The 26,586-nt window shown below is 69.7% G+C and carries 27 protein-coding genes and 1 pseudogene; 14 read left to right on the top strand and 14 right to left on the bottom strand.

The window, feature by feature from the left end; translation table 11 throughout:
* Positions 1-31: 31 nt before the first annotated feature.
* On the top strand, positions 32-3,172 hold the full coding sequence (locus ACH4TV_RS39095; RefSeq protein ID WP_398406090.1) for an ATP-binding protein: 3,141 nt from the start codon (positions 32-34) through the stop codon (positions 3,170-3,172).
* Here ACH4TV_RS39095 and ACH4TV_RS39090 read toward each other — a convergent pair.
* Together ACH4TV_RS39090 and ACH4TV_RS39085 are read right to left on the bottom strand one after the other, a co-directional pair.
* Positions 3,153-3,944, bottom strand: coding sequence for an ABC transporter permease (locus ACH4TV_RS39090; RefSeq protein ID WP_398406089.1), 792 nt, complete (start codon positions 3,942-3,944; stop codon positions 3,153-3,155). The two genes, ACH4TV_RS39095 and ACH4TV_RS39090, sit on opposite strands and share 20 nt — an antisense overlap.
* Positions 3,941-4,933 (bottom strand): ATP-binding cassette domain-containing protein, encoded by a 993-nt coding sequence (locus ACH4TV_RS39085; protein WP_398406088.1) that lies wholly within the window; start codon positions 4,931-4,933, stop codon positions 3,941-3,943. Before ACH4TV_RS39085 ends, ACH4TV_RS39090 begins: the two co-directional genes overlap by 4 nt.
* A gap of 438 nt (positions 4,934-5,371) precedes the next feature.
* Here ACH4TV_RS39085 and hemC point away from each other — a divergent pair, with 438 nt between their 5' ends.
* Positions 5,372-6,313, top strand: coding sequence for a hydroxymethylbilane synthase (hemC, locus tag ACH4TV_RS39080; protein ID WP_398406087.1), 942 nt, complete (start codon positions 5,372-5,374; stop codon positions 6,311-6,313).
* On the opposite strand, the gene ACH4TV_RS39075 is transcribed toward hemC, so the two are convergent.
* Both ACH4TV_RS39075 and ACH4TV_RS39070 read right to left on the bottom strand, forming a co-directional pair.
* Positions 6,303-7,277: a hypothetical protein gene (locus tag ACH4TV_RS39075; RefSeq protein ID WP_398406086.1), complete on the bottom strand. Its 975-nt coding sequence runs from the start codon at positions 7,275-7,277 to the stop codon at positions 6,303-6,305. The genes hemC and ACH4TV_RS39075 overlap by 11 nt on opposite strands.
* Positions 7,278-7,377: 100 nt before the next feature.
* Positions 7,378-8,100, bottom strand: coding sequence for an ATP-binding protein (locus ACH4TV_RS39070; RefSeq protein ID WP_398406085.1), 723 nt, complete (start codon positions 8,098-8,100; stop codon positions 7,378-7,380).
* A gap of 362 nt (positions 8,101-8,462) precedes the next feature.
* Here ACH4TV_RS39070 and ACH4TV_RS39065 point away from each other — a divergent pair, with 362 nt between their 5' ends.
* From ACH4TV_RS39065 to ACH4TV_RS39050, 4 genes are read left to right on the top strand one after another with little or no spacing between them, the layout of a single operon-like run.
* Positions 8,463-8,882 carry a hypothetical protein gene (locus ACH4TV_RS39065; protein WP_398406084.1) on the top strand — a complete coding sequence of 140 codons (420 nt, stop codon included), beginning with the start codon at positions 8,463-8,465 and terminating at the stop codon, positions 8,880-8,882.
* The gene (locus ACH4TV_RS39060; RefSeq protein ID WP_398406083.1) at positions 8,842-9,366 is read left to right on the top strand and encodes a DUF6879 family protein; all 525 of its coding nucleotides are present in this window, start codon (positions 8,842-8,844) and stop codon (positions 9,364-9,366) included. Before ACH4TV_RS39065 ends, ACH4TV_RS39060 begins: the two co-directional genes overlap by 41 nt.
* 7 nt (positions 9,367-9,373) lie before the next feature.
* Complete coding sequence (locus tag ACH4TV_RS39055) at positions 9,374-10,228, top strand: Scr1 family TA system antitoxin-like transcriptional regulator (RefSeq protein WP_398406082.1); 855 nt, start codon at positions 9,374-9,376, stop codon at positions 10,226-10,228.
* Between the two features lie 9 nt (positions 10,229-10,237).
* The gene (locus ACH4TV_RS39050) at positions 10,238-10,432 is read left to right on the top strand and encodes a DUF397 domain-containing protein (protein WP_398406081.1); all 195 of its coding nucleotides are present in this window, start codon (positions 10,238-10,240) and stop codon (positions 10,430-10,432) included.
* Between the two features lie 75 nt (positions 10,433-10,507).
* On the opposite strand, the gene ACH4TV_RS39045 is transcribed toward ACH4TV_RS39050, so the two are convergent.
* Positions 10,508-10,645, bottom strand: a complete 138-nt coding sequence (locus ACH4TV_RS39045) for a hypothetical protein (protein ID WP_398406080.1) — start codon at positions 10,643-10,645, stop codon at positions 10,508-10,510.
* 36 nt (positions 10,646-10,681) lie between these two features.
* Entirely contained in the window at positions 10,682-10,936 is a 255-nt protein-coding gene (locus ACH4TV_RS39040; RefSeq protein WP_398406079.1) for a winged helix-turn-helix domain-containing protein, read from the bottom strand.
* Between the two features lie 174 nt (positions 10,937-11,110).
* On the opposite strand from ACH4TV_RS39040, the gene ACH4TV_RS39035 reads away from it, so the two are divergent.
* The 4 genes and pseudogenes from ACH4TV_RS39035 to ACH4TV_RS39020 all read left to right on the top strand — a co-directional run.
* A complete protein-coding gene (locus tag ACH4TV_RS39035) occupies positions 11,111-11,545 on the top strand; it encodes a hypothetical protein (protein WP_398406078.1) in 435 nt (144 codons plus the stop codon).
* Between the two features lie 23 nt (positions 11,546-11,568).
* Positions 11,569-11,736 carry a hypothetical protein gene (locus ACH4TV_RS39030; protein WP_398406077.1) on the top strand — a complete coding sequence of 56 codons (168 nt, stop codon included), beginning with the start codon at positions 11,569-11,571 and terminating at the stop codon, positions 11,734-11,736.
* Positions 11,733-11,930, top strand: a complete 198-nt coding sequence (locus ACH4TV_RS39025) for a hypothetical protein (RefSeq protein ID WP_398406076.1) — start codon at positions 11,733-11,735, stop codon at positions 11,928-11,930. The genes ACH4TV_RS39030 and ACH4TV_RS39025 overlap by 4 nt, the downstream gene beginning before the upstream one ends.
* 616 nt (positions 11,931-12,546) lie before the next feature.
* Positions 12,547-12,771: pseudogene (locus ACH4TV_RS39020) on the top strand (ATP-binding protein); the annotation flags it as partial.
* 169 nt (positions 12,772-12,940) lie between these two features.
* On the opposite strand, the gene ACH4TV_RS39015 reads toward ACH4TV_RS39020, so the two are convergent.
* The 4 genes from ACH4TV_RS39015 to ACH4TV_RS39000 form a co-directional block, all read right to left on the bottom strand.
* Entirely contained in the window at positions 12,941-13,237 is a 297-nt protein-coding gene (locus tag ACH4TV_RS39015) for a DUF1330 domain-containing protein (protein ID WP_086602292.1), read from the bottom strand.
* Positions 13,238-13,382: 145 nt separating this feature from the next.
* On the bottom strand, positions 13,383-14,342 hold the full coding sequence (locus ACH4TV_RS39010; protein ID WP_398406075.1) for an SDR family NAD(P)-dependent oxidoreductase: 960 nt from the start codon (positions 14,340-14,342) through the stop codon (positions 13,383-13,385).
* A gap of 659 nt (positions 14,343-15,001) precedes the next feature.
* Positions 15,002-17,383, bottom strand: coding sequence for a PQQ-binding-like beta-propeller repeat protein (locus ACH4TV_RS39005; protein ID WP_398406074.1), 2,382 nt, complete (start codon positions 17,381-17,383; stop codon positions 15,002-15,004).
* 200 nt (positions 17,384-17,583) lie between these two features.
* Positions 17,584-18,312: a VOC family protein gene (locus tag ACH4TV_RS39000; protein WP_398406073.1), complete on the bottom strand. Its 729-nt coding sequence runs from the start codon at positions 18,310-18,312 to the stop codon at positions 17,584-17,586.
* A 168-nt stretch (positions 18,313-18,480) separates the two neighbouring features.
* On the opposite strand from ACH4TV_RS39000, the gene ACH4TV_RS38995 reads away from it, so the two are divergent.
* On the top strand, positions 18,481-19,128 hold the full coding sequence (locus ACH4TV_RS38995; protein WP_398406072.1) for a TetR family transcriptional regulator: 648 nt from the start codon (positions 18,481-18,483) through the stop codon (positions 19,126-19,128).
* A 133-nt stretch (positions 19,129-19,261) separates the two neighbouring features.
* Here the strand turns inward: ACH4TV_RS38995 and ACH4TV_RS38990 are convergent, their stop codons facing one another.
* The gene (locus tag ACH4TV_RS38990; protein WP_398406071.1) at positions 19,262-19,744 is read right to left on the bottom strand and encodes a nitroreductase family deazaflavin-dependent oxidoreductase; all 483 of its coding nucleotides are present in this window, start codon (positions 19,742-19,744) and stop codon (positions 19,262-19,264) included.
* On the bottom strand, positions 19,744-20,934 hold the full coding sequence (locus tag ACH4TV_RS38985; protein WP_398406070.1) for an acyl-CoA dehydrogenase family protein: 1,191 nt from the start codon (positions 20,932-20,934) through the stop codon (positions 19,744-19,746). The genes ACH4TV_RS38990 and ACH4TV_RS38985 overlap by 1 nt, the downstream gene beginning before the upstream one ends.
* Before the next feature lie 98 nt (positions 20,935-21,032).
* Between ACH4TV_RS38985 and ACH4TV_RS38980 the strand changes: the two genes are divergently transcribed.
* Positions 21,033-22,211, top strand: coding sequence for a thiolase C-terminal domain-containing protein (locus tag ACH4TV_RS38980; protein ID WP_398406069.1), 1,179 nt, complete (start codon positions 21,033-21,035; stop codon positions 22,209-22,211).
* Between the two features lie 23 nt (positions 22,212-22,234).
* Here ACH4TV_RS38980 and ACH4TV_RS38975 read toward each other — a convergent pair whose 3' ends face one another.
* Positions 22,235-22,762 carry an isochorismatase family protein gene (locus ACH4TV_RS38975; RefSeq protein ID WP_398406068.1) on the bottom strand — a complete coding sequence of 176 codons (528 nt, stop codon included), beginning with the start codon at positions 22,760-22,762 and terminating at the stop codon, positions 22,235-22,237.
* Between the two features lie 156 nt (positions 22,763-22,918).
* Between ACH4TV_RS38975 and ACH4TV_RS38970 the strand changes: the two genes are divergently transcribed.
* Positions 22,919-23,491 carry a TetR/AcrR family transcriptional regulator gene (locus ACH4TV_RS38970; protein ID WP_398406067.1) on the top strand — a complete coding sequence of 191 codons (573 nt, stop codon included), beginning with the start codon at positions 22,919-22,921 and terminating at the stop codon, positions 23,489-23,491.
* A 62-nt stretch (positions 23,492-23,553) separates the two neighbouring features.
* On the opposite strand, the gene ACH4TV_RS38965 is transcribed toward ACH4TV_RS38970, so the two are convergent.
* Positions 23,554-23,964, bottom strand: a complete 411-nt coding sequence (locus tag ACH4TV_RS38965) for a Fur family transcriptional regulator (RefSeq protein ID WP_398406066.1) — start codon at positions 23,962-23,964, stop codon at positions 23,554-23,556.
* Between the two features lie 335 nt (positions 23,965-24,299).
* On the opposite strand from ACH4TV_RS38965, the gene katG reads away from it, so the two are divergent.
* Positions 24,300-26,531: a catalase/peroxidase HPI gene (gene katG, locus ACH4TV_RS38960; RefSeq protein ID WP_398406065.1), complete on the top strand. Its 2,232-nt coding sequence runs from the start codon at positions 24,300-24,302 to the stop codon at positions 26,529-26,531.
* Positions 26,532-26,586: the final 55 nt, after the last annotated feature.

Genomic DNA, 26,586 nt, shown 5'->3' with positions numbered 1-26,586 from the left:
AGCGAACCGCCCCCTTGGCTAATCTGCACGCATGCCCACCGACCTGACCCTCCTCCCGCGCGTCGCCTACCGCGGACAGGAAGTCACCGCACCCCGCCTCCGTGGCCTCCTCGCGCTGCTCGCCGGCGACCTGCGCACGGGGTGCAGTACCGAGCGGCTGGTGGCCGGGCTGTGGCCGGAGGAGTTGCCGGAGCGGCCGGGGAAGGCGCTGCAGGTCCTGGTGTCCAGGGCGCGGACGCAACTCGGTGCCGACGTCATCGCCAGCACGCCGACCGGATACCGGCTCGCCCTCTCCGAGGACGACGTCGACACCTCCGCCCTGCTGCTGCACGCCGCCACGAGCGCGGACCGGGCCAGGGCCGGGGACCCCGCCGGGTCGCTGGCCGCCGCCGAGGCCGGGCTCGCCCTGTGGGAGGGCACCCCCGACCCGGACGGCGACAGCGACGACCCCGTGGCCGCGTTGCGCGCCGAGCGTGCCCCCGCCCGCTCCACCCTCGTCCGCGCGCGGGCGCTCGCACTCGCCCGGCTGGGGCGGCACGCGGAGGCCGCCGGGCCGCTGGGCGAGGCCGCGTCGGAGCATCCGCGCGACGAGGAGGTGCTCGCCGAGCTGCTGCGCGGCGAGGCGGCGACAGCGGGACCGTCCGCCGCGCTGACGCGGTACGAGGCGTATCGACGAGGACTGCGCGAGACGCTCGGCACCGACCCGGGGGCCCAACTCAAGGCCGTACACCGGGAGTTGCTGAGCGGCGAGGCGCCGGCGGTCCGGCACGGCGTGCCGCACGAGCCGAACCCGCTGCTCGGGCGGGACGGGGACATCGCGGCGGTGGAGCGGCTGCTGGGCGCCTCCCGCGCCGTCACCGTCGTCGGTCCCGGTGGGCTCGGCAAGACCCGGCTCGCGCATGCCGTGAGCCGCCGGGCCGAGCAGCGCGTCGTGTATTTCGTGCCGCTGGCCGGCGTCACCGCGGACACGGACGTGGCCACGGAGGTGGCCTCCGCGCTCGGCGCGGGCGAGAAGCGGCCCGGCGCCATGAGCAGCCACGACCCGGTGCCCGGCATCCTCGGCGTGCTCGGCTCCGGGCCCGCCCTGCTGGTCCTCGACAACTGCGAGCAGGTCGTCGCCGGCGCCGCCGACCTCGTACAGGCTCTGGTGTCGTCGTCGAAGGACCTGCGGGTGCTCGCCACCAGCAGGGCCCCGCTGGGTCTCACGTCGGAGGCCGTGTACGCGCTGCCGGAGCTGCAACTCGCCACCTCCGTCGAGCTGTTCACGCAGCGCGCGCGGGCGGCCCGGCCCGGTGTGGAGCTGCCGTCGGACGCGGTGGACGGGCTGTGCCGGCACCTCGACGGGCTGCCGCTCGCCGTGGAACTGGCGGCGGCGCGGGTACGGGTGCTGTCGGTGCCGGAGATCGCCCGCCGCCTCGGCGACCGGTTCGCGCTGCTGCGCGGCGGGGCGCGGGACGCCCCGGAGCGCCACCGCACCCTGCACGCGGTCGTGGACTGGAGCTGGAACCTGCTCGCCGAGGAGGCCAGGGCCGCGCTGCGTCTGCTGTCCGTCTTTCCCGGTGGCTTCTCGGGCGAGGCGGCGGAGAAGGTGCTGGGCGCCGACGCGCTGTTCCTGCTGGAGCAGTTGGCCGACCAGTCGCTGCTCACCGTTGCCGAGACCCCGGCCGGTGTGCGGTTCCGGATGCTGGAGACCGTACGGGAGTTCAGTGCTGCCCGGCGGGCGGAGGCGGGCGAGGACGAGGAGGCCGTCGGGCGGTTCCTCGGCTGGGCGCGGGACTTCGGGGTCACGCACCACGACTGGCTCTTCCGCTCGGAACCGCTGACCGACCTGGAGCAGATCAGGGCCGAGCAGGACAACCTCGTACTGGCCCTGCGGCACGCCCTGGCCCGTACGGACAACCCCACCACCGCCGCACTCACCGCCGTCCTCGCCGCCCTGTGGTCCATCGCCTCCAACTACCCCCGACTCACCACCCTCGCCGCGGACACCGGCCCGCCGCTGTCGCACTACTACCCCGCACCCGAACACGTCGAAGTCGCCCGCGCCGCCGCGGTGTTGTGCACCGCGAACGTGTTCATGGGGTACGGCCCGGCCGCCGTACGCCAGCTCGTCACCCTCAAGCGGCTGCCCCCGGCCCCGCCGGACACGCTGTTGCGCGCCATCGCGCTGGTGCTGAGCGCGGTCCCCGAGATGCTGCCGCCCGACTACGAGGTACTGCGGAAGCTCTGCGACAGCGAGCAGCCACTGCTCGCCGGCACCGCCGAGTGCGTCGCCACCTACGTCTGGGAGTCGGAGCACGACATCGACCGCGCGCTCGCCTCGGCCCGGCGGATCATCGCCGCGCTGGGGCCGGTCGACAACCCGTTCCTCCAGGTCATGGGCCACTCCCGGCTGAGCGAGCTGTGCCTGCAGACGGAGCGGGGCGAGGAGGCGTACGGACATCTCAAGGCGGCGCTCCAGGCGCTGCTGCGGCTCCGCGACGATCACGACCTCATCGGCATCCGCTGGGGCCTCGTCCTCGCCTGCCTCCAGCGCGGCGACCCCGACGAGGCCGAGTACTGGCTGCGGCAGGCGGAGGGCTCCGACGCCACGCAGCAGGAGGACTACAGCATGGACGTCCTCGGGCGCGCCGAGATCGCGCTCGCCCGCGGACTGACGGAGGTGGGGCTCGGCCTGTGGCGCAGCGCCGTGCAGCCGCTGCCCGCGGTCGGCTCGATCTCCGGCGGCGACCCTTTCTTCGACCGGTGGGTGCTGGAGATGCTGTCGGTGGCGGTGACTGCGCACGCGCACGCCGGCCGTCTCGAGCTCGTCGCGGAGCCGGTCGACCGGCTGCGGCAGGGGTTGGAGACCCTGCTCTCCGGTCCGTCCGGCACGCCCATGGAGCTCCCGGTGTTCGGGACGGTGCTGCACGCGCTCGGCCTGGCGGGGCTCGCGTCCGGCGACGACGCCCCGGCCGCCGTACGGATGATCGCGCTGGCCGAACGGCTGCGGGTGCTGCGCTCGTTCCAGCCGACGATGTCGGCGGACCGCGCCCGGCAGGCGGTCGGGGCCGCCGGGGACACGGCCAGGGCGGCGTATTCCGACGCGGTGTCGGAGTACGCCGCCCTGGGACGGGACGAGCTGCGGGACGCGGCCCGCGCTGTCATGGCGGTTACCTCGGGTCGCGGTTGAACAGCGACGTCGACCAGCGGTAGCCGAGGGCGATCAGCACCAGGCACCAACCGATGGCGATCCAGCCGTTGTTGCCGATCTCGGTGCCGAGGAGGAGTCCGCGCAGGGTCTCGATGGCGGGGGTGAAGGGCTGGTACTCGGCGATCGGCTGGAACCAGCCCGGGATCGCGTCGATGGGGACGAAGGCGGACGAGATGAGCGGGAGCAGGATCAGCGGTGTCGCCATGTTGCTGGCCGCCTCGGGGTTCGGGCTGGCCATGCCCATTCCGACCGCGATCCAGGTGAGCGCCAGGGTGAACAGCGCGATCAGTCCGAACGCGGCCAGCCACTCCAGGGGCGTGGCGTCCGTGGACCGGAAGCCGATGGCCACGGCGATGACGCTGACGAGGACCAGACTGGCGAGCACCTGCAGCACGCTGCCGACGACGTGTCCGACGAGTACGGACCCTCGGTAGACCGCCATCGTGCGGAAGCGGGCGATGAGGCCCTCGGTCATGTCCATGGAGACCGACACCGCGGCCCCGATCACGGTGGAGCCGATGGTCATCATCAGGAGACCCGGGACGAGATAGGCGATGTAGGCGGAGCGGTCCGCGCCGCCGCCACCGATGCCCGCACTCATCACGCCTCCGAAGACGTAGACGAAGAGCAGCAGGAGCATGATCGGCGTGAGCAGCAGGTTCAGGGTCATGGACGGGTAGCGCCGGGCGTGGAGCAGGTTGCGACGCAGCATGGTGTTCGAGTCGCGGACGGCGAGAGAGAAAGTGCTCATCGGACGGTCTCCTTGGTCTGGGCTGCCTGGTTGAGGATGGTGGCCGGGCCGGCGGTGGGGCCGGTCAGGGCGAAGAAGACGTCGTCGAGGTCGGGGGTGTGGACGGTCAGTTCGTCCGCCTCGACGCCGGCCGAGTCCAGCCAGTCGAGGATCGAGCGCAGTTCGCGCTGGCTGCCGTCGCTGGGGATGGTCAGGGACAGCGACTCGTCGTCGCGGGTGGCCTCGCGCAGGGCGACGGAGGCCGACTGGTAGGCGACCGGGTCGGTGAAGCGGAGCCGGACGTGACCGCCCGGGATGAGCCGCTTGAGTTCCTCGGCGGTGCCCTCGGCGGCGATCTTCCCGTCGTTCAACACCGCGATGCGGTCGGCGAGTTCGTCGGCCTCCTCCAGGTACTGGGTGGTGAGGAAGACCGTCACCCCGTCGGAGACGAGCCCGCGGATGATGCCCCACATGTTGTGGCGGCTGCGCGGGTCGAGGCCGGTGGTCGGCTCGTCGAGGAAGATGATCCGCGGATTGCCGACCAGCGTCATGGCGATGTCCAGGCGCCGCTTCATGCCGCCGGAGTAGGTGGTGGCGGGCTTCTTCGCGGCCTCGGTGAGGTCGAAGCGTTCGAGGAGTTCGGCGGTGGTACGGCGGCCCTCGGAGCGGGACAGGTGGTGCAGGTCCGCCATGAGGAGCATGTTCTCCTCGCCGGTGATCAGCCCGTCCACGGCCGAGAACTGCCCGGTGACGCCGATCGCGGCCCGCACGGCCTGCGGTTCGGCGGCCAGGTCGTGGCCGCCGACGTGCAGGTCGCCGGCGTCGGCGGTGATGAGCGTGGAGAGGATCTTGACGGCGGTGGTCTTGCCGGCGCCGTTCGGGCCGAGGAGGGCGAAGACGGTGCCGGCCGGGACCGTCAGGTCGATGCCGTCGAGGACCGTCTTGTCCCCGTAGGCCTTGCGCAGCCCCTTGGCCACGATGGCGGGTGAGTGCGATGTCGTCGTTGTCATGCCGAGGAGATTGCGGCAGGCCGCATTCAGCGCGGTTTCACGACGGTTTCAGTGCCCTGGAACCGGGCGGCGGGCCAAGGGGAGTGGCCCACCCCCGTCGCCCCTACCCTCCCATCCCGTTTTTGTGGGCTACGCGCGAGGTTGCGCCTGGTAGTCATCGCCCGGGGCGCGTTGCCGGTTCGCAGCTGTGAGGCATCTCCGGTGAAGCCCTGGAGCGACCCGGTCGACGGGTCTGGGCCGTCTGAGCCCAAGGTGATCGACAGCCCTGCCTCGCCCGCCCGTGATGAAGAATTCGAGTCCAGCCTCGCCTTGGCGAGTTAGTGATGAGCTGCAATTCTTAGGGCGAGTGCGCTTATTCCGACAATTAGTCGGGATAAGCGCATGCGGGGCAGGAGTAGCATAACTTGACTGTCCATCACCTGTCGGGAGTTGATCTCCGTGGCTACTTACTTGGTCGGCTCGCGGGCAAGTAACCTCGCTAAAGTCCAGGTTAAGGAATATCTTGCTCCGCTCCGTGAGCGGTTTCCTGAAACCACGTTTACGCACCGGGTAATTCTGGAAGGCGGCGACAAGGATCGGAAGTCGCTGCTCTCCAATGTCTCGGCGGTGAGTGGGGGCAGTGCCTTCAGTACCGAGCAGGAAGCGGCGCTGAGCAGGGGAGACGTGGACGTTGTCATTCACTCCCTGAAGGACCTGCCCACGTCGAACCCGCCTGGGCTCATGCTCTTGGCGCCTCCCGGCCGGGAGGACGTACGGGATGCCCTGTGCGGCTCTACGTTGTCCGGTCTGCGGACTGGGGCGCGGGTCGGAACCGGCGCCCCGCGGCGGGTTGCTCAACTCCTGGCAGTCCGCCCTGACCTTGAGATAATTCCGATTCGGGGGAATGTGCCACCGCGGCTCAAGAAGATCGAGACCATGGGCCTCGATGCCGTGGTCCTCGCTGCCGCAGGTCTTCGCCGTCTCGGCCTGGACGGCGCAATTGGCGAACTACTCCCGCTGGAACTGTTCCCGCCGTCCCCTGGGCAGGGGGCTTTGGGAATTCAAGTGCGCGAGGACAATGCGGAGATCAAAGAGATTCTTTCCAGCGTAGGAGACGCCTCCGTAGACGCACAGGTGCGAGCGGAACGCGCCCTTCTCGCCGAGTTGCACGGCGGGTGCAGCGTGCCCGTGGGTGCGTTCGCGGAGACCAAGCCGGACGGCTCCCTGTCGCTCTTCGCTCAGGTCACGTCGCTCGACGGGACCCGGAGGGTAACGGGTGCTCTCTCGGGATCGGTGGATGAGCCGGAGAAGCTCGGCGCGACCCTGGCCGAGGAGCTGATCGACCAAGGCGCGCACTCCATCCTCGACGAGATTCGAGCGCGAACTGCGGTCAGTCGCTGAGGTACCGGGCGATGTCCAGCGCCGCGTACGTGATGCTGGCTTCCGCCCCGGCCCGCTTCAGCATGGTGAAGAGTTCCACCAGCCGCCGCACGTCACGCTTGCCCGTCTTGGAGTCCACGGTGGAGAGGGTGGTGTATTCGCCCGAGACCGAGAACGGGAAGAGGGGCGCCAAGGTCCGCTTCTTCAACTCGGCGAGCACGTCGGCGCTGAACATCGCGGGCTCCAGAAGGAGCATGTCGGCGCCGTCCCCGACGAGTTGAAGCGACGTGTCGATGAACTGCTCAGGCTTGCCGGGGCTGATCTGGAACTCGCGGTCGACGCCTGCCTTGGGGGTGGCGCCCATGGTGAGCCTGAAGCCGTCGTAGAGGCAACTCCAGAAGATGACGTGCGGCATGATCGAGACGCTCTCGTGTCCCGCGTCGTTGAGAGCCTTGCGGGTGCCCTTCGTCGTGCCGAGCACCATGGAGGCGGGGCCCACGATGTCGGCTCCGGACGCAGCGTGCGTCACGGCCTGCCGGGAGGTCACGTCGATCGTGGCGTCGATGTCCGGGCGCCCGTTCCGGTCCGTCACGTAGCAGTGCCCGGTGTCGGTGTACGAGCACAGGCAGGTCTCCGTCATGACGGCGATCCCTGGTTCCGCGTCCTTCGCCGCCCGCACGGCGCGCGCCATGAGCGCATCCGGAGTGACCGAGAACTCGCCCGACGCATCGCGCTCGGTTGACTCGGCGAAGACCTTGACGGATCGGATGCCGAGGGCGCGGGCCTCGCGCATCACGGCAGGGAGTTCTCTGACTGTGACGGTCGGCATGGGCCGGTCCGCCTGCTCCTCGGTGACGAGTAACACCATGGACAGGTCGGCCGGGGTGAGCGCCTGGCCTTCAAGGAAGTTGCGAACGGCTTGACGGCTGCGGAGCGGGCTTGTGGCCCCATGGCTCCGGGCCGGCCGGGCGGTGGTGACGCTCATCTGTCCCTCGTTTCGTCGGGTCGGGTGGCGCACTGGGCCCGCAGGCAGGCACGGGGAGATCTGCGGATTGGTGCCTGCCTACGGGGGTCTGTGTGGGGCCTCAGTCCCATTCCGGCTCCACCTCCGCGAGGTGAGGCAGAGGGATTCCCCCGACCACGGGCACGAAGCGCACCGGACGGGCGTGCCAGATGAACGTGTACGGCCCGGCTGTCAGGGGGAGCGTGAACTCCTCGCCGTTCTTCAGTGCCTCGGTGGGCTCGCGCCATCCGTCAGAGAGCCAGTCCCAGACGTAGCCAACCAACGATGCTTCGATGGCCGAGGCGATGACGCGCATCTGGATGCGGGCCCAGCGGATCGCGCGGTCCGGCGTAGGCATGGCGGCAACCCCAAGTCTCGTGCCGTCTGCCTCCCGCCATTCGCACCAGAATCCCGACTCGGGGACCACCGGCTCCGGTACGGCGATCGTGCACCACGTGCGGGTGCCGTCCGGGCTCGTACCCCAATCCTCGGAGAGGGCCTCGACGATCAGCATGCCCCGGCCGCTTTCCTCGTCGACCTCTGGTCTTTTCACCTCGGGGCGGTCGGGGCTCCCGTCGCTGACCTCGATACGAACCTCGCCCTTCCAGTACGAGACGGAGATGCTGATGTTCTCCGTGCCGTATCGGACGGCGTTGGTGACCAGCTCACTGATCAACAAGTTGGCCGTGTCCACACAGCAGTTGAGGCCCCAGAGCCGGAGATGGGCGGCACCGATCCGGCGAAGTTGCCTCACTCGCTGAGGGGTGCGAGTGCAGGACACGACGAAGCGAAGAGGTCGTTCCATGTCTCTCCCCAGGCCGCGTGCTTGCGGCGCTCTCCCCTGCGATGGCTCCGCCCTCGCTGTGCAGCCGGGGACGCTCTGTACCGTCTCGCGCTGCGCTTCGCTGGCGGTCGCACTCTGCAAAGCAAGAGTCATCGCGCTGTCCTCCGCAGTTCGGGGCTGGGAAGAGGGTTTCCGGTGCCGCACCGCAGCGCGTTGCTCCGAGGCCCCTTGGCCACTCGGGGTGACACGACCGTAGGGCAGGTGTCACCCAACTCCCAAGGAGATTGCGCGAGTTTGCAGCAAGTCGATTGACGGGCCCGAACAGGCCCTCGACCATCGAGGTGTCGCGCAAACAAGCGCAAGGCAGCAGACAGGAGAGCGCCATGAAGCTACGGTTCCTTGGTAAGAACTCCACCGTGGGCGACTGCCCAACGCTCTACGCCACGGATCGGGAGACGTACCTCGTCCAGGGCTGGAAGATCTTCGCGAACGACCTGCTGATGCAGCTCGACGTTCCCGAGGGGCAGACGGCTGTAGAAGTACCGACGGAGCTGTTCGAGTTCCTGAAGGAGGACGGACTTGCGGCCGGCGAGATCAGGCGGATCGAGGACCCGATCATGGTCCTGACACCTGGCGGCACGTACGTTGTTCAGGGCTTGGAGGTCACCGACCCCGAGGCCCTGTCCCAGATGGAGATTCCGGACTACGAGACCGTGGTCGAGGTCCCCAAGGCCGCGATCACCGCCCTACTGGAGGAACCGCGTGGAGTTGATCTCCAGCGCCAAGCGCAACCGGCTCTTTGAGACCTTCACGGAGGACGCCTTCCATCTGGAGCTGAGGGACGACTACTCCGTTCCCGATGAGGACGGCCCGTTCGAGAGCTGGCTCCGCGGAGAGGCCGTCGACTACTCCTACATGGAGCCGTGGACCCAGCTGATCCAGCGCGTCACTGGCGAGGGCAAGACTGTTCGTCGCGTGCGTGTCGTCACCGAACCACACTCGCCCTACATTCAGTGGGAGCACGCCGCCACCCCGCACAACGAGGAGGCGGGCGAGGAGATCAGGTGGGTGCCTCGGCAACTCGTTCCGGCCGAGCTGGCTTTCCCCGCAGGCGGCAACGACTGGTGGTTGTTCGACGGTCGGCTCCTGGCCGTGGGGCACTTCGACGGCGACGGCCGAGTGCTCGGCTCGGAGTTGGTTGAGACTCCGGACGTCGTCGCCGAGTGTGTCCGCGTCCGGGACCTGCTGTGGACCCTGGCGACTCCGCACCGCGAATACAAGCCCTGAACCATCCGTGGGCAACCAAGCACAAGAAACGCGCGAAGCGCTGGGCGCCCGGCTGCGCGGCTTCCGGAAGGATGCCGGATTCACTAGCGGCCGGGCCTTGGCGCGTGCCCTCGGCTGGCAAGAATCGAAGGTCTCCCGCCTTGAGCACGGCAAGCAGAACGCGAGCGAGCAGGACATCAGGGCCTGGTGTACAGCGACCCGGCAAGAGGAGTACATCTCTGATCTTGTCGCCACGGTTCGCCACATCGACGAACTGTGGTTGGAGTGGCGTCGGCAAGTCCAGACAGGGGCCGAGACCCGGCAGAAGAAGTCCCTGCCTGTCTACGCCAAGACCAAGGTCTTTCGGATCTGGCACCCCAACATGGTCTGGGGAACCTTCCAGACGGCGGACTACGCCGCCGAGATTTTTCAACAAGCCGTCCGCTTCCTGGAGTTCCCCAACGACACCGAGGCCGCGGTTGGCAAGCGCCTCGAACGGCAGCGGTACCTCTACGAGGGCAACCGGATTTACCACGTGCTCCTCGGCGAGCAGTCTCTGTACTCCAACGTGGGCGGGCCAGAGGTTATGAAGGCCCAACTCGACCGTCTGCTAGCCCTATTGGGACTGCCTCGCGTCAGCCTGGGCATCGTCCCGCGCGCCGCTTCCACGGAGATTTGGCTCGGTCACGGCTTCTCGATGTTCGACGACAAGTTGGTCCTGGTGGAGACCTACTCGGCGGAGTTCTCCGTCACGCAGCCACGAGAGATTGACCTGTACGCCAAGGCTTTCGCTCTCTTGAAACAGTCCGCGGTCTACGGCACCGCCGTGCGCGACCTCATCCTCACAGCCATCCAGCACTTCGATCAGATGCCAAGCGACTAGGAGAGCACCATGCAGCCCGTGACCCCGAACTGGCGTACAAGCTTCTACACGCAGACGGAGAACTGCGTCGAAGTGGCCGACAACGACCCGGCGAAGGTCATGGTCCGCGACACGAAGGACCGCGACGGCGGAACCCTGGCCTTCCCGCCGTCGTCGTGGATGCCGTTCGTGGACTTCGCGGCGCAGGTCAAGCTGCTGGGCTGAGCGCGACGAGGAGCGGGCCCGCAGCGCCCGTCCAGCCCGGGGCTTCGGCGTAGTCGGCGGGTGTCCGTTTCGTGATTACTTGAGGTCGAGCAGGGCGAGCGGGAGGCCCCGGGAACGGTCGCGGTGGTCGGCGAGCCAGCGGCCGACCGCCAGGTCCATGCGTCGCCGTCGATCCGGGCCAGCAGTCGTCGGCCCGTCGTCTCCTCCGATCACCCGCCGTACGGAGCCCGTGAACCATGCCTACGCTCCTTACTCCCCGCCCTGGTCTGTGCTGTCGGGCTCAGTGCGAATGACGTATGTCCCCTTGATCGGCAGCGTGGCCACCAAGCCGCGATCACGGAGTTCAGCAAGGGCGCGGCGAACGGTGCCAATGCTCACGCTGTAGATCTCGGTCATCTCACGTTCTCCGGCCAGACGGCCGCCTACCGATGGCTTGCCGTTCTTGATCTCGGCGGCGATTCGGTCGGCCAGCTCCATGTAGAGGTACTGCGGCAACTCCGTCATTGTTCCACCGTGCAGCGTCCCCACGCATGTCGCATCGAGAGCACGCGTCCTTACGCATGGGGACGCATGGGGACGCATGGGGTAGTAGCGTGGTCAAGGCAAGGAAACGAAAGACCCCGGCGAGTCGGTCAGGACTCCCGGGGCTTGGTCCACCACTTCAAGGGAGTGACGAACATGGCTGAGCGTAGCGCGGCTGCGCTGCACTGGCTCCGGTCGGTCCTGGTCCTTCGGGTCCTGGTCCGCCTGTTCCCGCCGACCGGTACCCGCCGGAAGGTGTCGACGGCAAATCGGACCGTTGTGACCTGCGAGAACGTAGAGGGTCACGCGTGCCTGGTGGGGCGGGTACCTGTTCAGCGCCGGTCGCCGTACAGCGCCGACCGGGGAGCGTTGGACGGTTCCGCGTCCCGTCTGTCGCGGCCGTACCTGCCCGCTCTCGCCGACATGGCGCCCATGAGCCCGCGTACGGCACGTGTGCGGCCGTACTGGACCGCGCGGGAACGCGTGGCCCAGTACGGCAGGCGTACCGCCCTGGTACTGGCCGCGGACTTCGGGCTCGACCTGGACATCCGCGACATTCACGCCGTGCTGGACGGGGTGGGGTCCCGATGACCGGCGCGAGGGTCAGAGCAACCGTGAGGGTTGCCGAAGACGCCATGCTGCGCGCTTACCGGCTGTGGCACGAGCACACCCGCAAGTGCACCGACGGCTGCAAGGGCGCGGGCAAGGCGCTCGACGGCTGCGAGACCGGGCGCGAACTGTGGGCGACCTACCGCCGCGCCTACGCCGGGGGGTCCCGATGACGACACCGACGAACACGGACCGGTGCGGGAAGGCGCGCGCGTCCCTCTTCTACGGCGCCCCGATCCTCGGCGAGTTGGGCGCCTGTGTCCTCCCCCACGGGCACGACGGGGACCACAGCGACCCCTGGGGCCGCACGTGGAACGTGAACCCGCTCCACCCCAGGACCAGCACCGGAAAGGGGGCGGGCGAGTGATGAACTCCCCTTTGGATCAGTCGAGTTGGATGCCGGAGCGCTCGTACGTGTCCGGGCGTTGCACGATCGGCACCCATGACCGGTGCCGGGACGCGGAGCCCCGCGACAGCGGCACTCCCGGGGTGCGCTACCTGGTGTGCACGTGCTGCTGTCACCGGATGACTCCGGCCCTAGTGAAGGGAGCGAGCGCATGAACTCCCCTGACACCAGGGCGACTTGGTACCGCGTGTGCTGGGAGATCACCCGGGACGGGCGCGCCTGGGAACTCGGCACACTCACCAGGCGGGACGTACCGAGCATGCTCGTCAGTCTCCGTGACTGCCTTCCGATAGCCATCACGGACCCCGAAGCGGTACGGACTGCGGCCGACACCCCAAGGGGTGGTCGTACGAGTCGGACGCTATGGCTGTCCACACTCATCAGACCCCGTCCGAGGGTTCGTAGCTGCCCTGCTTCGGTGCCCGAACCGATGGCGCTCATGCTCTGCCTCATGATCTTGAACTTCATCTACTGATCGAGGTAACCGAGGCCCAGCACGAAAACGCGGTACCCCGGAGGGCCCTCCGGGGTACCGCTCGTACCCCCTACGGCCCCTTGGTTACGGCGGTGACTTCGGGAGTCGTTTTCCGGGTGGACGAAGACGTTCACGGATCCGCGGCTCTGCGCGGCCATCGTCGACCGGCTGACCTTCAACGGCGCGATCATCCAGACTGGCACCGAGTCCTACCGGCTCTCGCCCACACGAAGGCGGCGGCCGAGCGCGCCGAAGCCAGCTGACCGGCCGCCACGCGGGAGACCCTCCCGACAGCGGCCCGAACTCAGCCTTCTCGCTATGGGCTGACGAGTTGTGCGGGATCTCTCCGGAGACGGCCTGTCGGGCAGGCCCGGGTGGGTCTGCCCTACGGTGTGCAGTGTGTGACACCCTGGCCCGAGCTTTCGGGTGAGGGTGGTGCCTGTGGTGTGGCTAGGCGGCCGGCTTACGGATGCTCAGCGATGGCTGGGCCCGCCGGTCAGTCGATGCCTTCGATGATGCGGAAGTCGCGCTCGACGCCGTCGGGGAGGGCCACCAGCGCCTTCTGGTATGCCTCGCTCTCGTATGCCGCGACGGCCTGTTCAAAGCTGTCGAACTCGATCAGAACGACGCGTTGCGTGATTCCGGCCTCGTGGGCGACGACTCGACCGCCAAGGAGGGACAGGACGCGCCCGCCCCCGGCCTGGACAGCCGGACCGGCCAGCTCGTTGTAGGCAGTCAGCCTCTCAGGGTCGGAAATGGCGGGGTAGACACTGACCCAGTAACCCTTGGCCATGGAAACCTCCTGTGTTCAGCCGGACACGTCCGACTTCGAATTGACACTCAGATCGATCGATCCCGGCAGGGTGCAGTTCCTCTCGGGGACGCCTGAGCTGGGGTGACGCGGGTTTTTATCTCCGAAGTTCCGAAGTCCTCCTGCTCTAGGCTGCCGCCCTGAACGCGTCGACGCCCGTGAGCTCAGCCGACAGTGCCCACAGGCGCGCAGCCTGCTCGGGGTCGGTCGCATGTGCGTGCACGCCGCCTTCTGTTCCTTCGGCTGCCGGCTCGGCGATGTCGCAGTCCTCGCAGTACACGCCGCCCATGCCCGCCAGTTGAGGTGAGGTGGCAGCCCACAGCTGGGTGGCCGCGCCCTGGCCGGGCGTCTTGAAGGTGGGATCGGCCGGGTTGCCCTGCTCGTCGATCCAGCCCGCGTCGACCATCTCCGCCTTCGCGAGATGGCGCTGCAACGGGGTGAGGATGCTGCCCGGATGCACCGCGAACGCCCTGACCCCGGCGTCGCGGCCCAGCGCGTCGAGCTCGACGGCGAACAGTACGTTGGCCGCCTTCGCTTGCCCGTACGCCTCCCATCGGTCGTAGCCGCGCTCGAAGTGCGGGTCGTCCCAGTGCATGCCCATGCCGTGGGCGCCGGAGGACACGGCGACCACACGCGCGCCACCGCGGGCGATCGCCGGCCAGAGACGGTTGATCAGCGCGTAGTGACCTAGGTGGTTGGTGGCGAACTGCGCCTCCCAGCCCGGACCGACCCGCGTCTCGGGGCAGGCCATGACCCCAGCGTTGTTGATCACTATGTCGATCGTGCGGCCTGTGGCCAGGAAACGGTCGGCGAAGCCGTGGACGCTTTCGAGGTCGGACAGGTCGAGGTCGTCGGTCTCCACGCCGTCGATGCCCTTGACCGCCTTCTGCGCGACCGCCCGTCGCCGCGCGGGGACGATGACGCGGGCTCCGGCATCGGCCAGTGCGCGGGTCGTCTCCAGACCGAGTCCCGAGTAGCCACCGGTGACGATCGCGGTGCTGCCGGACAGGTCGATCCCGCTCAGAACGTCGTCAGCGGTGCTGCGGGCGCCGAAGCCCGATCCGATCTTGTGCTGGAGTGGCGTCATGACGGAGACGCTAGGTGCTGAACTGCGCTCTAAGGCAAGGCAATTGGGCGGAGATCCTTCGGGTGCGAATTCTCTCGGCGGATACCGCGCCTTCGCCGACGCCGAACCGGACAAGCACGGGTAACCGGCGGGAACACCCGCCGTCAACGGCGTCCATGACGTCGGCCAATGCTTAACGCCAACCACTGTTCCATTGCTCCCCGAGGCCGTGTTCGAGACGGGCGATCCGCGTGCTGAGTTCCGCGACATCGGCGGGTGCCGGTTCAAAGAAGGGTTCTCAGCGTGCTCTCGATGAGCAGGTGGGCTCGATCCATGCCGAGCAGGCTGCCCCGACGGAACCCGCCACTCGCACGCGCATGCGCCACCAAGAGACGCTGACATTGATCATGCGCAACTCGCCAAAACGACTCCGGGAGTCACCTTGAAACGGCACCCGAAGACACTGACACAGCCAGCCCCTGAACGGGTCTTGTCCTCAAATGCCGGACGGGCTGGAGATGCCGACCGGTGCTTGGAGGGTGAGGGCCGGTGCTTGACAGGTGTCGGCACGTGCCTGCGGGGTTGCGGCCTGGGCTGCGGAAGCGGCGGGGGCGGGTGGGCGGGAGAGAAGCTTGAGCAGCCCGGCCGGCCCGGTCTCAAGCTCCGGACGGACCGGGGAGTCAACTCGTCCGCGCCGTCCCCGTCCCCTTCTCCGCGTCCAGTGCGTACACGCACCGGTCCTTGCTGCACGCGTACACCACGCCGTCCTGGACCACCGGGGCGCCGGTGATCTCGCCGCCGGTCGCCAGCTTCCACCGCAGGCGGCCGTCGTCGGCCTTCAGGGTGTAGAGGAGGTGGTCGGTCGAGCCGAAGTGGATGCGGCCCTCGGCCACCGCCGGGGCGCCGACGATGTCGCCGCCCGCCTGGAAGCGCCACTTGGGGGTGCCGGTGACCGCGTCGAGCGTGTAGAGGCCCTTGCCACTGCCCACGTGGACGTGTCCCGCGGCGACCAGTACCGGTTCGATCGAGGCGCGCGACTCCGTCGCGATGCGCCAGCGGTCGCGCCCGTCCGCCGCGTCGAGGGCGTACACCGTGCCGAGGTAGTCGGCGAGGTACACGCCGCCGCCGGTGACCGCCGGGCCCGGCGCGAAGGTGGGCGGGGAGAGGAAGACCGCCGGCGCCTCGAAGTGCCAGCGGACGTGGCCGCCCATGGCGTCGATCGCCAGGACGCGGGTGCCCGCGGAGACGTACACCTGGCCGTCGGGGCCCGGGGTCAGCCGTACCGGGACTCCGCCGCAGGAGGCGGCGTCGCCGATCGGGTAGGACCAGCGCTCGTCACCCGTACGGGCGTCCAGGGCGCGCAGCCGTCCGTCCATCCAGATGTACACCGTGCCGTCGTGGACGTGGGGGCCGGCCTCCGGGGCCTCGAAGTCCGTCTGGACGCCGGTGTGCTCCCACAGCTTCCGGCCGGTCGCCGCGTCCCAGCCCTGGACGCCGCCGCCGCGCGTGCCGGTGACGACCGTGCCCCGGTCGGCCTTGAGGGAGTACACCCAGGCGTCCGTGGACAGGCGCCACAGGTCCATGCCCTCGCGGGCGTCCAGCGCGAAGAGGGTCGGGCCGTCGGAGGCGTGGATACGGCCGTCCGCGACCGCCATCGACCAGGCGACGTCTCTCGTCTTGAAGCGGCGGCGGCCCGTCATGACGTCCAGGGCGTGCACCTCGAAGGAGGTGACGTAGACCAGGTCGCCGGCGACGGCCGGGGTGCCCCAGACGTCGTTCGACATACGGAAACGCCAGGGGCGCCAGCCCGCCGGGGACTCCGGGGGCAGCGGCTGCGGGGCCGGTACGGCGGGGTCGGCGCCGTTGACGCCGGGGCGCGGGCGGGACCAGGAGGCGACCAGGCCGGCCTCCGGCGGGGGCGCTTTCACGGCGGCGGCACGGGCGTCGGCGACACGCGGGCCGGGGCCGATCGGGACGGGGGCGCCGGCGAGCCGTACGGGGCCGGTGTCGGGCGCCCCCACGGGTACGGAGGACGGCATGGGCGCCGGGCCGGGTACGAGGCTCGGTCCGCCGCCGAATCCCGGGGCGGGGTCGTGGGACGGCGGGGGCGGGATCGAGAGGCGTCCGCCGCTTCTGCCGCCGGACGCCTGCGGCTTCGCCGCCGGGCGCCCGCCGCGGCGCTGCTCGATGAGGCTCACCGCACGTTCGGGCAGCCACGCGGACGCCGTACCGCTGTCGTCGGAGCCGGGGCCGAAGAGGTGGGGGGCGAGCTGGGCCTGGAGGTCGGCGGGGTTGGGGCGGCCGGTCGCCTCCATCTGCATGCAGGACTCGATGAGGGGGCGGAGTTCGTCCGGGAGCCCTTCGAGGTCCGGGCCCTCCCGCAGCAGCATGAAGACCGTCTCGACCGGGTTCGCACCGTGGAAGGGGGCGTGGCCGGTGGCCGCGAAGACCAGCATCGAGCCGAGCGAGAACACGTCGCTCGCGCCGGTCACGCTCCGCGAGTCCTTCGCCTGCTCCGGGGACATGTAGGCGGGGGTTCCGACCGCCACGTTCGTCATCGTCAAACGTGTGTTCGATACACCGGAGGCGATACCGAAGTCGATGACCCGCGGCCCGTCCTCGACCACGAGTACGTTGGACGGCTTGAGGTCCCGGTGGACGAGGCCCGCGCCGTGGATGGACTGCAGCGCCTCCGCGACCCCCGCCGCGAGCCAGCGCACCGCCTGGGCCGGCATCGGCCCGCACTCGTTCACCAGCTCTTCGAGGGAGGGCGCGGGAACATACGCGGTGGCCAGCCACGGCACGGCGGCACGCGGGTCGGCGTCGACGACGGCGGCCGTGTAGAAGCCGGAGACGGCCCGCGCCGCCTCCACCTCACGGGTGAAGCGGACCCGGAACAGCTGGTCCTCGGCGAGTTCCGTCCTGACCGTCTTGATCGCCACCCGCCGGCCCGAGGCCGAGCGCGCGAGATAGACCAGCCCCATGCCGCCGGCACCCAGCCGTCCCAGCACCTCGAACGGCCCGATCCGCCGCGGATCGTGCTGTGTCAGCTGATCCACCACTTGCCTGCCACCTCCCCGTACGAGCCGCGTCACCTACATATGTACGCGACCCCGTGCAGCGTCTCACCACCGCCACCGCCTTGGCGGCACGCATCCCGATTCTTCCTGGCCCGGCCACAGGTTGCGAACTCGGGTCCGGAACGGGGTGTCTCCACACGACCCAGGGCAAAACCCCCTCCCGTGGGCCTCCTCACGCACGCTCACTTCTGGAGCAGCGCGAACGACGCCCCCTGATTGTCCGTGACGACCGCCACATTCCCGTACGAAGTGTCGAAGGGCGTCGCCTGGACGCGACCGCCGAGCCGGTTCACCGTCCCGAGCGCCTCCTCGATGTCCGTGACCGCGAAATGGACCAGGAAATGCGGCGGCATCACGGCCGGGAACACCTCCGACACATCGGCCCGGCCGAAGTCGGGGACCGCGTCCGGACCGAAGAGCGCCTCGTGGAAGAGGGCGCCGTAGAAGGCGTTGGCGACGGCCGTGTCCCGGGCGTACAGCTCGGCCCAGGCGAAGGTGCCGGGCTCGTGACGGCGGCCGAACCCGGAGTGCGTACCCGCCTGCCAGAGGCCGAAGACGGCCCCCTCGGGGTCGGTGGCCAGCGCCGCGGTGCCCAGGCCGCCCAGGGGAACCGGGGCGGTGATCACCTGGCCGCCGGCCGCGCGGATGCGGGCGACCAGGGCGTATGCGTCCGGGGTGGCGAAGTACACCGTCCAGACGGTGGGCATCCGGCCGTCCGTCTTGTGGGCCAGGGAGGCGACGGGTTCGCCGTCGCACAGGGCCCGCACGGAGCCCTCGCCCTTCAGGAAGTCGTCGAAGGACCACCCGAAAAGCTCACCGTAGAAGCGCTTGCCCGCCTCGACGTCGGGCAGCTGAGCGTCCACCCAGCAGGGGACGCCCTCTGTGCGGGCGGATGCCCTGTTTTCGGCCATACCGTCAAGTTAACGGTCCTTCACGCATCCCGCAGAGCAGCCGTAGACCATGCGCGAGGCCGGCCACCGGGCAGGCGCCGGACCGGCCACAGCCGCCTCCCACCACCCACGCACCCCATTTGCAGTCGGCCGAATCGCGCTCCGATCACCCCTCGGTAAGCTGACGGCATGACAGGACAAGTGCGTACCGTCGACGGCCGTGTGGCCGGTCGGCGTGGGCAGGCGACCCGGCAGAAGCTGCTCGACTGCCTCAGCGAGATGCTCAGCTCCTCCCCTTACCGGGACGTCAAAGTCATCGATGTCGCCCGGAAGGCGGGGACTTCGCCCGCCACCTTCTACCAGTACTTCCCGGACGTCGAAGGCGCCGTCCTGGAAATCGCCGAGCAAATGGCCGCCGAGGGCGCCGGTTTGACTCAGCTGCTCACGGGTCGCTCCTGGGTCGGCAAGGCCGGCTGGCAGACCGCCCAGGAACTCGTGGACGGTTTCCTGGAGTTCTGGCGCCGCAACGACGCGATCCTCAGGGTCGTCGATCTGGGCGCCGCCGAGGGCGACAAGCGGTTCTACAAGATCCGTATGAAGATCCTCAACTCCGTGAACAACTCCCTTACGGACACGGTCACCGAGCTCCAGGCCAAGGGCAGGGTCGACAAGGACGTCAACCCCGCCGCGATGGCCGGCTCCCTCGTCGCGATGCTCGCGGCGGTGGCCTCACACCAGAAGGGCTTCCAGAGCTGGGGTGTGAAACAGGCTGAACTGAAGCCCAACCTGGCCCTGTTGGTCCACCTGGGCGTGACCGGCAAGAAGCCGACGAAATAACCCACGCCCCCTTACTCCAGGTCCCGCAAGCCTCTCCAGGCCCAAGTCCTGTCACGCAGGCGGTGGTTCACCCAGGTGGACCACCGCCTGCCGCATGTCTGCATTGCACATCTCCGGCTTCAGCGGCGTGCGTTCACCGCCGTACGATCCGGAACACCCGTATCTGCCGGTCGATCCGCGCCTGATAGGTCGCGTACGGCGGCCAGAACGCGAGCAGTGCCTTCCAGGCGGCCGTCCGCTCCTCGCCCGTCAGCAGGTGGGCCGTGACCGGGATGTCCTCCCCCTTCCAGCTGATCTCGGCGTCCGGGTGGGCGAGGAGGTTGGCGGTCCAGGCGGGGTGACCGGTCCGCCCGAAGTTGGACCCGACGAGCAGCCAGCTCCCCTCCGGTTGCGGCATGCAGGCGAGCGGGGTACGCCGTGCCTGCCCGCTCTTCGCCCCGCGTGCGGTGAGCACGACCCCGGGCAGCAACTGGGCGCTGAGCAGCACCTTTCCCCGGGTCAGCCGGTGGACGGCACGGTCGAGCGCGGGGACGACGTGCGGGGCGATCCGCGCGAACGCCGGGGCCGAGGACACCTTCTGGACCATTTTCACGACTCTGGCCGCTGTCACGGGCATCAGACCGCCACCTCTCCGGTGCCGAAGAGCCGCGCGGCGTCGGCCGCGTACGCCCGGAGCCGGTGCACCGGCCCGAACAGCAGCTCGTCACCGGCGGCGCGCTTGAAGTACAACTGGGCCTCGTGCTCCCAGGTGAAGCCGATACCGCCGTGCAGCTGGATGCCTTCGGAGGCCGCGGTACGAAGGGATTCGAGGCCTTGGGCGAGGGCGAGCCCTCCGACTCGCTCCTCCTCGTGGGCGGTTGCCCAGGCCGCGTAGTAGGCGGCCGAGCCCGCCGCCTGGACCTGGACGTACACATCGGCGAGCCGGTGCTTGACAGCCTGGAAGGACCCGATCGCCCGGCCGAACTGCTCGCGCCTCAGGGCGTGTTCGACGGTCAGCTCCAGGATCCGGTCGGCGGCGCCGACGGCCTCGGCGGCGAGCACGGCGCCGACCACATCCCCGACCCGGGCGAGCGGTCCGAGGACGTCGGCCTCCTCGTCCCCGAGCAACTCGGCGGGTACGTCCCGTAGTTCGACGCGCCCCTGCGGCCGGGTGGCGTCCAGGGAGGTCTGCCGGACGCGGACGAGGCCGGGGGCGTCGCCGGCGACGAGGAAGAGCAGGGTGCGGGAACGGGCGTACCCGCCGGCGTGGGCGGCCACCAGGAGGAGTTGGGCGCTGTGTCCGTCGAGGACCTGCCCGACCTGCCCGTACAGCCGCCACCCGGGATCCCGTCGGGTCGCCTGCACGCCGCCCGCCCGGCCTCCCCCGGCCCAGTCGCGGCGGGGTTCGCCGGTGAGCGAGAGGACGGTGGCGAGGGCGGTGCCGGGGACGGCGAGGGCGGCGGTCAGGGCGCCGGAGGCGATGCGTGGGAGGAGGTCGGCGCGCTGGGCGTCGGTGCCGAGCGCGGTGACGAGGGGGGCGGCGAGTACGGCGGTCGCGAGGAGGGGGGAGGGCGCCAGGGCGCGGCCCAACTCCTCGGCAGCTAGGGCCAGTTCGGCGGCCGTACTCCCGTCGACGCCGCCGTGGGTCTCGGGGAGGGCGAGGCCGGGCAGGCCGAGGTCGCGGGCGAGCGCGACCCAGAGGGCGGGGTCGTAGCCGGCCGGGGTGTCTACGGCGGCCCGTACGTCACCGGGTGAGCAGCGTTTGCGGAGCAGCTCGCGGAGGGTGCGGCGGATGTGGTCCTGCTCGGGGGTGAAACGGGCGTCCATGACGTGATCCCCCCTCGTTGTCGAAGATCTGACGGTCCGTCATATTAGGCCTCCCGCCCCCTGACGCACAGAGTCCGAGCTGATGTACCGTCAGTTTTATGGTGAGTGGTGGTCGCAAGGTCGCGATCGTCGGAGTGGCCCTGTCGGACTGCGGCCGGGTCGACGACATGACCCCGTACGCACTGCACGCGCAGGCCGCCCGGCGGGCCCTGGCGGACGCGGGGCTCGGCCGGGAGGTGGTGGACGGTTTCGCGTCCGCCGGTCTCGGCACGCTGGCCCCCGCCGAAGTGGCCGAATACCTCGGCCTGCGCCCCACCTGGGTCGACTCCACCTCGGTCGGCGGCGCGACCTGGGAGGTCATGGCGGCCCACGCGGCGGACGCGATCGCCGCCGGCCACGCGAACGCCGTACTCCTCGTCTACGGCTCCACGGCCCGCGCCGACGTGAAGGCGGGCCGCCGGACGGGGAACCTCTCCTTCGGCGCGCGCGGCCCGATGCAGTTCGAGGTCCCCTACGGCCACACCCTCATCGCCAAGTACGCGATGGCGGCCCGCCGCCACATGCACCAGTACGGCACGACCATCGAGCAGTTGGCGTCGGTGGCGGTCCAGACGAGGGCGAACGCGGCCCTGAACCCGGAGGCGATGTTCCGCACCCCGATCACCGTCGACGAGGTGCTGTCGGGCCCGATGATCGCCGACCCCTTCACCAAGCTCCACTGCTGCCTGCGCTCCGACGGCGGCGCGGCGGTACTGCTGGCGGCCGAGGAGTACGTACAGGACTGCCGGACCCGGCCCGTATGGATCCTCGGCACCGGCGAACACGTCTCGCACGTGAGCATGTCGGAGTGGGAGGACTTCACGGTGTCCCCCGCCGCGGTGAGCGGGCGGATCGCCTTCGAACGGGCGGGAGTTCGGCCGGAGGAGATCGACTTCGCGGAGATCTACGACGCGTTCACCTATATGACGCTGGTGACGCTGGAGGATCTGGGGTTCTGCGGGAAGGGGGAGGGCGGGGAGTTCGTGGAAGTCGCGAAGGGGCGTTTGAAGGTGGCGGGCGGTGAGCTGCCGGTCAACACCGACGGGGGCGGCCTGTCGGCCCAACACCCGGGGATGCGAGGGCTGTTCCTGCTGGTGGAGGCGGTACGGCAGTTGCGCGGGGACGGGGATGCGCGGCAGGTCCGTACGGCTGCGGGAGGGCTGCCGGAGCTTGCGGTGGCCTCGGGGACGGGGGGCTGGTTCTGCTCGTCCGGGACGGTGGTGCTGGGGCGGGGGTGAGCGGGCGGCCCCCGTGGTTCACGTCACGGGCGCAGCTCGGGGATCCCGTCCCCCGGCAGCACGTCGGCGATACGCCACAGTCCGATCCAGCTCTTGGGGGCGACCGACTCGTCGAGCAGCACGGCGTTGACCTCGGCGTCGGGATCGTCGCAGGCGTCGGCGACGACGGTGACCTTGTACCCGATGTCGACCGCCCACCGCGTCGTGGACAGCACGGTCCCGGAGGTGGCGACGCCCGCGACGACGATCCGGCCGACGCCGGCGGTCTCCAGCAGCTCACGGAGATCGGTGGTGGCGAAGGCACTGAAGGACGTCTTGGTGAGCACCGGTTCACCTTCGAGGGGCACCAGGAGGGGGTGGATCTGCTCCTGCATGCCCTGCGGGACGACATGGAAGACGGGCAGTCCGGCCGTACGGGCGGCGCCGAGGGCCTGTGCGGCGCGCTCGGCGACGGAGGGGTCGTGGCTGAAGTTGTCGACGATGTACGTCACGAGGTCGAGGGCGAGAAACGCGGTGCGGGTACGGGTGGGGGCGGGAGTGGGCGTGGCCACGGCGGTTCTCCTCGGCACAGGAAAGGAAACGGGAGACGGGGCAAGGCGGGGCGCTAAAATCGGAGAGCGCGCCCCGGTTACTTACCTCACCGTACCGGAGACTGCGCCCCGTTTAAATGCCCGACGACGTGCCCGACGACGAGGAAGGCCCCGGAGATGGCGACAGAGAACCGGCCCCTGCGCGCCGACGCCCGCCGCAACCGGGACCGGCTGCTGGCGGTGGCCAGGGAAGCGTTCGCCGCCGAGGGACTCTCGGTCTCACTGGACGAGATCGCGCGCCGGGCAGGTGTGGGCCCGGGGACGCTGTACCGCCACTTCCCCACGAAGGAGGGCCTGTTCGAGGCCGTCGTCCACGAACGCCTCGACCCGCTCCTCACCGAGGCCCAGGCCCTGCACGACGCGGAAGACCCCGGCGCGGCCCTGTTCACGATCCTCGACCGACTGGTGACGGACGCGGTGACCAAGGCGGACCTGATCGACGCCATCGCCCACGCCGGCGCCGAGATCCAGGCAACGGTCGACGCGACCTCCGCCGACCTCCACCGCACCCTCGGCCACCTGCTCACCCGCGCCCAGTCCGCCGGCACGATCCGCCCCGACATCACCATCGCCGACCTGATGGCCCTCCTGTCGGGCATCCTCCTGTCCCTGCGCCACCGGGCGAACGCGGGCGCGAATCCCCGACTGGCCCTGGCTGTGCTGTGCGACGGGCTGCGGGCGGGGCGCTGACTTCGTACGGCGCCCAGGACCCGCCCGCCTCGCCCCGTCCGCGAGGTCCGCAAAGTCCGCTGCTAAGCGCAGGCCCCGCACAGGCCCCGGTACGTCACCTCGACGTTGGAGACCGTGAAGCCGAAGCGTTCGTCGGCGGGGAGGTCGGCCAGGGGGTCGCCGGTGGGGTGGACGTCCCTGATCGTGCCGCAATTGGAGCAGATCAGGTGGTGGTGGGGGTGGTGCGCGTTGGGGTCGTAGCGCTTGGCCCGCCCGTCCGTGGCGACCTCTATGACCTCCCCGAGGGAGACCAGCTCGCCCAGGGTGTTGTAGACGGTCGCCCGGGAGATCTCGGGCAGCCGCTGGGCCGCCCGGGCGTGCACTTCGTCGGCCGTGTAATGGACGTGCTCGCCGTCGAGGACCTCCGCAACGACACGCCGCTGGGAAGTCATCCGCCAGCCGCGTCCACGCAGTCGCTCCAGCAGGTCGCTCATATGTTCACCTATTCAGATTCGGTGGGATACGCGGATTTTACCAGTGGACGTCTGGGTTCCGATAGGATATGGATTTGTCACGCTTCTTGACTTGGACCTTGTCCATTGTAGGATCGGTTACGGCGATGGCCAAGGGACAGGAAGAGACTCCAGTACGGCAGGAGACAGAAGCGACGTGACGGCGTGTGTGGCATCCTCCACGCGCTCCCCGCGGCGGGGCTCCCCCGCCGCGTCGAACCGTGGACGAGGCTCCCTGCCCGACCGTCTCCTCACCCCCCAGTTCCTGAGCACGCAGTTCCTGAGCACCGAGATCTGCCCCGTCCGGAAGGATTCCCATGTCTGAGAACCATGATGCGATCGTCACCGACGCGAAAACCGAGGGCACGGGTGGTGGCTGCCCGGTCGCGCACACGCGCGCCCCGCACCCGACTCAGGGCGGCGGCAACCGCCAGTGGTGGCCCGAGCAGCTGAACCTGAAGATCCTGGCGAAGAACCCCGCCGTGTCGAACCCGCTCGGCGAGGAGTTCGACTACGCCGCCGCGTTCCAGACCCTCGACCTTCCTGTCGTCAAGCAGGACATCGCCGCGGTGCTGACGGACTCCAAGGACTGGTGGCCGGCCGACTTCGGGCACTACGGCCCGTTCATGATCCGTATGGCCTGGCACAGCGCCGGCACCTACCGCATCAGCGACGGCCGCGGTGGCGGCGGCGCCGGTCAGCAGCGCTTCGCCCCCCTGAACAGCTGGCCGGACAACGGCAACCTCGACAAGGCCCGCCGTCTGCTGTGGCCGGTCAAGAAGAAGTACGGCCAGAGCCTCTCCTGGGCCGACCTCATGATCCTCGCCGGCAACGTGGCCCTGGAGTCGATGGGCTTCGAGACCTTCGGCTTCGGCGGCGGACGCGCGGACGTGTGGGAGCCCGACGAGGACGTGTACTGGGGTCCCGAGAAGGTCTGGCTCGACGACGAGCGCTACACCGGCGACCGTGAGCTGGAGGAGCCCCTCGGCGCCGTCCAGATGGGTCTCATCTACGTCAACCCGGAGGGCCCCAACGGCAACCCGGACCCGCTCGCCGCGGCCCGCGACATCCGCGAGACGTTCCGCCGTATGGCGATGAACGACGAGGAGACCGTCGCCCTCATCGCCGGTGGCCACACCTTCGGCAAGACCCACGGCGCCGGCCCGGCCGACGCTGTCGGCGCCGACCCCGAGGCCGCCCCGATCGAGCAGCAGGGCTTCGGCTGGAAGAGCACGCACGGCACCGGCAAGGGCGGCGACGCGATCACCAGTGGCCTCGAGGTCACCTGGACGAGCACGCCGGCCCAGTGGAGCCACGGCTTCTTCAAGAACCTCTTCGAGTACGACTACGAGCTGACCACCAGCCCTGCCGGCGCCAACCAGTGGGTCGCCAAGGACGGCGCGGGTGCGGGCACCATCCCGGACGCCCACGACGCGTCGAAGTCCAAGCCCCCGATGATGCTGACGACCGACCTCTCGCTCCGGTTCGACCCGGCGTACGCGGAGATCTCCCGTCGCTTCTACGAGCACCCCGACCAGTTCGCGGACGCCTTCGCCCGCGCCTGGTTCAAGCTGACCCACCGTGACCTGGGCCCGGTCGTCCGCTACCTCGGCCCCGAGGTCCCGTCCGAGACGCTGCTGTGGCAGGACCCACTGCCCGCGGTGACGCACGAGCTCGTCGACGCCGCCGACGTCTCCGCCCTCAAGGCGCAGATTCTCGCCTCCGGCCTCACGGTGTCCCAGCTGGTCTCCACCACCTGGGCCGCCACGTCCTCCTTCCGCGGCAGCGACAAGCGCGGCGGCGCCAACGGTGCCCGCATCCGCCTGCAGCCGCAGGCCGCCTGGGAGGTCAACAGCCCGGACGAGCTCGCCACGGTGCTGCGCACCCTTGAGGGCGTCCAGTCGTCCTTCAACGCCGCGCAGTCCGGCGGCAAGCAGGTCTCGATCGCCGACGTGATCGTCCTCGCGGGCGCCGCGGGCGTCGAGAAGGCGGCCAAGGACGCCGGCTTCGACATCGAGGTCCCCTTCACCGCGGGCCGCGTGGACGCGACGCAGGACCAGACGGACGTCGAGTCCTTCGCCGCCCTGGAGCCGACCGCCGACGGGTTCCGCAACTACCTCGGCAAGGGCAACCGCCTCCCCGCCGAGTTCCTGCTGCTCGACAAGGCGAACCTGCTCAACCTGAGCGCCCCCGAGCTGACCGTCCTCGTCGGCGGCCTGCGCGTCCTCGGCGCGAACCACCAGGGCACCTCGCACGGCGTCTTCACCGACACCCCGGGCACGCTGACGAACGACTTCTTCGTCAACCTGCTCGAACTGGGTACGGAGTGGACGGCCACGTCCGAGGACCAGAACACCTTCGAGGGCCGCGACGCCTCGGGCCAGGTCAAGTGGACCGGTACCCGTGCCGACCTGGTCTTCGGCTCGAACTCCGAGCTGCGCGCGGTCGCCGAGGTCTACGCGAGCGACGACGCCAAGGAGAAGTTCGTCAAGGACTTCGTCGCGGCGTGGGCCAAGGTGTCGAACGCGGACCGGTTCGACCTCGTCTGATCCGCTGGTTCGTTGATCCGCTGGTTCGTTGAACGATGACGTCCAGGTCGGCCCG

It is taken from the genome of Streptomyces sp. NPDC020898, from assembly GCF_044333925.1.
GTDB lineage: Bacteria > Actinomycetota > Actinomycetes > Streptomycetales > Streptomycetaceae > Streptomyces.
This window is presented reverse-complemented; position numbering and strand designations above follow the sequence as displayed.